Source organism: Pseudomonas sp. P5_B2 (assembly GCF_056400445.1).
In genome coordinates, this window is record NZ_JBFULH010000304.1 from 1 (window position 1) to 4,978 (window position 4,978).

The 4,978-nt window shown below is 59.9% G+C and carries 4 protein-coding genes; 2 read left to right on the forward strand and 2 right to left on the reverse strand.

The window, feature by feature from the left end; translation table 11 throughout:
- Nucleotides 1–145 precede the first annotated feature (145 nt).
- Entirely contained in the window at nt 146–1,621 is a 1,476-nt protein-coding gene (locus AC1DRJ_RS19025) for a nucleobase:cation symporter-2 family protein (protein ID WP_477803508.1), read from the reverse strand.
- 227 nt (nt 1,622–1,848) lie between these two features.
- Nucleotides 1,849–2,748, reverse strand: a complete 900-nt coding sequence (locus AC1DRJ_RS19030) for a LysR family transcriptional regulator (protein ID WP_477803509.1) — start codon at nt 2,746–2,748, stop codon at nt 1,849–1,851.
- Between the two features lie 101 nt (nt 2,749–2,849).
- Here AC1DRJ_RS19030 and AC1DRJ_RS19035 point away from each other — a divergent pair, with 101 nt between their 5' ends.
- Nucleotides 2,850–3,941 carry a polyamine ABC transporter substrate-binding protein gene (locus AC1DRJ_RS19035; RefSeq protein WP_477803510.1) on the forward strand — a complete coding sequence of 364 codons (1,092 nt, stop codon included), beginning with the start codon at nt 2,850–2,852 and terminating at the stop codon, nt 3,939–3,941.
- Nucleotides 3,942–3,958: 17 nt separating this feature from the next.
- Nucleotides 3,959–4,918, forward strand: a complete 960-nt coding sequence (speB, locus tag AC1DRJ_RS19040; protein WP_477803511.1) for an agmatinase — start codon at nt 3,959–3,961, stop codon at nt 4,916–4,918.
- Nucleotides 4,919–4,978 lie beyond the last annotated feature (60 nt).

Consider the following 4,978-nt stretch of genomic DNA (forward strand, 5'->3'; position numbering starts at 1 on the left):
GGGTCCGATTCACCCCATAACCCCTTGTGGGAGCGAGCCTGCTCGCGATAGCGAATTATCAWTCAGCATTGAAGTTGACTGGCACACCGATATCGCGAGCAGGTCGAATCGTTGTACCGTCGCTGCCACATGGGTTTGTGTTTCCTTACGAGCGGTTCACCTGCGCGATCATCCCGGGCGTTGCGGGTTCAGCCTTTGCCGGCACATCGGGGTTTTCCATGACCTGAAGGATTGAGGCTTCCGGGTCGAAATCGTCTTCTTCCAGCTCGATGAATTCCTCGGGCAGGAAGATATTCAGCACGATAGCGCACAACGCCCCGACGGTAATCGGTGATTCAAAAATGTTGTGCAGCGCCATCGGCAACTCGCGCAACACCTCCGGTACTGCGGCCACACCCAGGCCCATGCCGAGGGAAATCGCCACGATCAGCATGTTGCGCCGATGCAGGCCGGCTTCGGCGAGGATCTTGATCCCGGCCACCGCCACTGTGCCGAACATCACCAGTTCGGCGCCGCCAAGCACGGGTTTCGGCATCAGTTGCAGCACCGCGCCGATCATCGGGAACAACCCCAGCAGCACCAGCAAGCCGGCGATGAAGAACGCCACATAGCGACTGGCGACACCGGTGAGCTGGATCACGCCGTTGTTCTGGGCAAAGGTGACCATTGGCATGCTGTTGAACACGGCAGCCATCGCCGAGTTAAGGCCGTCGGCAAGCAGTCCGGATTTGATCCGGCGAATGTAGATAGGGCCTTTGACCGGCTGCCGGGAAATCATCGAGTTGGCGGTCAGGTCACCGGCGGCTTCCAGCGGCGACACAAGGAAAATCACCGCGATTGGCACAAACGCGACCCAGTCGAAGTTAAAGCCGTACTTGAACGGCACCGGCACGCTCATCAGCGGTACGTCAGGCAGGCTGGCGAAGTTGACATCACCCATCAGCCAGGCCACGACATAACCCAGGGTCAGGCCGATGACGATGGCGCCGAGGCGCAGAAAGGGCACATCGACCCGGTTCAACAGCACAATAGTACCGAGCACCAAGGCTGCCAGCGCCAAATGACTGGTCGCACCGAGGTCCACCGCACCGAAGCCGCCGGCGATGTCGGTCATGGCCACTTTGATCAGCGATAAGCCCATCAAGGTGATGATGGTGCCGGTCACCACTGGGGTGATCAGCATCCGCAGTTTGCCGATGAACTGGCTCAGCGCCACTTCAATAAACGCCGCAAAGAAGCACACGCCGAAGATCGTCGAAAGGATTTCATCGGTGCCGCCGCCCCGTGCCTTGACCATGAATCCGGCACTGAGAATCACACTGATGAACGAGAAACTGGTGCCTTGCAGACACAGCAAGCCAGAACCAACCGGGCCGAACCGTCGCGCTTGAACAAAGGTGCCCAGGCCCGACACGAACAGCGCCATGCTGATCAGGTAGGGTATTTCACTTTGCAGGCCGAGGGCGCCACCCATGATCAGGGTCGGCGTGATGATGCCGACAAAACTCGCCAGTACATGTTGCAGGGCGGCGAACACGGTGGCGGTCAGGTGCGGGYGGTCGTTGAGGCCGTAAATCAGGTCGTTATTGCGCGCAGCGGGGGCTTTTTCAGAGGCGGTCATGGTTGATTACAAGCCAAACGGCGGGCCGGGTCAGAAATTGGAGGCGCAGAATGCCAGCAGCGGGCATCAAGGGCAACGAACAAGATCTGCCGCCTTACACCGATCGTTTCCATGCTCCGCGTGGGAATGCAACCCGTGACGCTCTGCGTCACATTCAGAAGCGGAACGCGGAGCGTCCCTGGCGGCATTCCCACGCAGAGCGTGGGGAACGATCACTGCCTGAAAAGTCAGGTTTTGCTGAAGGCTGCCAGCAAATCCTGCTCAAACGCTTTCTGCGCATCACCCGGCACTTGCGCACGATGCCGCGCCAAATGAAACGCTACCTCAAAACTCATTTCGTCCTGACGCACGGCGCGCAACAACCCCTTGTCTTCCCAGCTGCGGGCAAAGTGGTTGGGCAAATACCCCACGTGTTTGCCGGACAGAATAAAGGCGAGGGTGCCTTCGACTTGCTCCGAGCGCGCCGAACACAATTTTCCTTGAAACGGTTCGTCGGTGCGCAGAAACCGGTAGGGATGATCGACCCGGTCGCAGGCTTGCAGTGCTTCGTCGTTCGGCGCGTCATCGGTGAACAGCGGATGCCCAGGGGCGCAATACAGGTGCTGGGTTTCGCTGAACAGTTCGCGGTAGTCGAACGCGCTCTGCGCCTGGGAGAAATAGCCGATGGCCAGGTCCAGCCGTTGCTGCAGCAGTAAGCGTTCCATTTCGCCGGGCATGGCACTGATCAGTTCGATGCGCACCGATTCGTCCCGCTCACGAAAGCGCCGGATCGCATCCGCCACCCGTTGCAGTACCGATTGATCAAGGGCTTCGGACAACCCCAGGCGCACTTCGCCAATCAATCTGCCCGCCACGCCGTTGGATTGATGACGAAACGCTTCGATGGACTCAAACAGCCCGCGCGTGGCGGTCAACAGCTGTTCGCCCTTGGGTGTGATCTTGAACCCGCCCTTGCCGCGACTGCACAAGCGATAGCCGAGGCGGGTTTCGAGTTTGGCCATTTGCTGGCTGATGCTCGACTGGCTCAAGCCGAGTTCACCTTGGGCGGCGCTAAACCCACCGCACTCGACCACGCGCACAAACAGGCGCAGCAGTTGCAGGTCCAGGTCGTGAAGTTGCCCGAGCATCAAACATTACTCCGCCATAAAGTCAGGTTAACAAACTTGATATTTCGCCAATGTATCCGAGCGCGCACGCTGCCACCACTTCCTCTGGTCAGGTGTTGGTCATGGCTCCCATGTTCAAGCTGAGTTTCCCCGCGCTGTTCCTCGCCATGGCTGTGTCGGCTCAGGCGCAGGAAAAGACGGTCAACCTCTACAGTTGGGCCGATTACGTGGCGCCCGAAACCTTGCAGGCGTTCGAAAAAGAAACCGGGATTCGCGTGCGCTATGACACGTTCGACTCTTCGGAAGTGCTGGAAACCAAACTGCTCACCGGCGGCAGCGGATACGACGTGGTGGTGCCGTCGTCCAGTGTCTTGGCCCGTGGTCTGGCGGCCGGCGCGCTGAAGGAAATCCCCCATGAAGGGCTCAAGGGCTACGCCAACCTCGACCCTGACCTGCTGGAAAAACTCGCCGCCGTGGATCCCGGCAATCGCTATGGCGTGCCGTACACCTGGGGCACGCTGGGTTTGGGGATGAACGTCGAAGCGGTTCAGAAACGCCTGCCCGACGTGCCGCTCAATAGCCTGGATCTGCTGTTCAAACCGGAATACGCCAGCAAATTGAAAGACTGCGGCATCGCGGTTCTCGATTCACCGCAAGAAGTCATCGGCCTGGCACTGCACTATCTGGGTAAAGATCCCTACAGCACTGACAAGGCCGATCTGACAGCCGCCGAGGCGTTGTTGCATCAGTTGCAGCCGAATGTGCTGTATGTCGCCACCGGGCGGCAGATCAGCGACCTGGCCAATGGCAGTGTGTGCCTGGCGCTGACTTACAGCGGTGACGCGAGCATGGCCGCCGATCAGGCGCGCAAAGCCAACAAGCCGTTTGAGGTGGCGTACCGGATTCCCAAGGAAGGCACGCTGGTCTGGCAGGACAACCTGGCAATCCCCAAGGACGCACCGCACCCCGAAGAAGCCCGGGCCTTTATTGAGTTCATGCTGCGCCCTGAATCCGTGGCGGCGCTGACCAACACGCTGTTTTTTGCCCCCGCCAACCAGGCCGCAACCCCGCTGGTGGATGAAGCAGTGCGCACCGACCCGGACATCTTTCCACTGCCCGATGTGCGCGAACGCCTGTACGCCGACCAAAGCATGAGTCTCAAGGACCTGCGTTCACGCACTCGCTTGTGGACCACCTTCCGTAGCCGCCAATAACAAAAAAGGAGAAGCCCATGGACGTCCCGATGAAAAACGATCAGGCCATGACCCGCGACAGCCTTTATGGCACTGCCGCCGAAAGCACCTACGCCGGTATCACCAGTTTCATGCGCCGTCGCTACAGCCGCGACTTGCGCGGTGTTGACGTCGCGGTCAGCGGTGTGCCGTTCGACACCGCCACCAGCAACCGCCCCGGCGCACGTTTCGGACCCCGCGGGATTCGCGCAGCGTCCACAGGAATTGCCTGGGAACGCCATTGGCCGTGGACCTTTGATCCGTTCGATCACTTGGCCGTCATCGACTACGGCGATTGCGACTTCGATTACGGTTCGCCGCACGCGACACCGGAAACCATTGAAGCCCACGCCGAGCACATCCTGAACAGCGGCAGCGCCATGCTGACGTTCGGCGGCGATCACTTCATTACTTACCCGCTGCTCAAGGCCCATGCACGCAAACATGGTGCGTTGTCGCTGATCCACTTCGACGCCCACAGCGATACCTGGCCGGACGAGGACGGCAAGCGGGTCGACCACGGCACCATGTTCTGGCATGCGGCCAGGGAAGGGCTGGTGGATCCGTCGCGTTCCGTGCAAATCGGCTTGCGCACCACCAATGACGATCAGCAGGGTTTCCAGGTGCTCGATGCACGTCAGGTGCATCGCCAGGGCTGCGAGGCGATTGTCGAAGCGATCCGGGCGAGGGTAGGGGATAACCCGGTGTACCTGACGTTCGATATCGATTGCCTCGACCCGGCTTTCGCCCCAGGCACGGGGACGCCGGTGTGTGGTGGCTTGAGTACCGTGCAGGCGCTCGAGATTTTGGGCGGATTACGCGGGATCAATCTGGTTGGCATGGACGTGGTCGAAGTTGCGCCGGCCTATGATCACGCGGACATTACCTCGCTGGCGGCGGCGACATTAGCGATGGAAATGCTGTGTTTGTATGCGGCCAGGCACAGAGTCGACCGCTAAGTGTGTTCGTTTGGGTTTGTTTTAACCAATTCTCTCAATCGAGTCTAAGCTCAACTACCA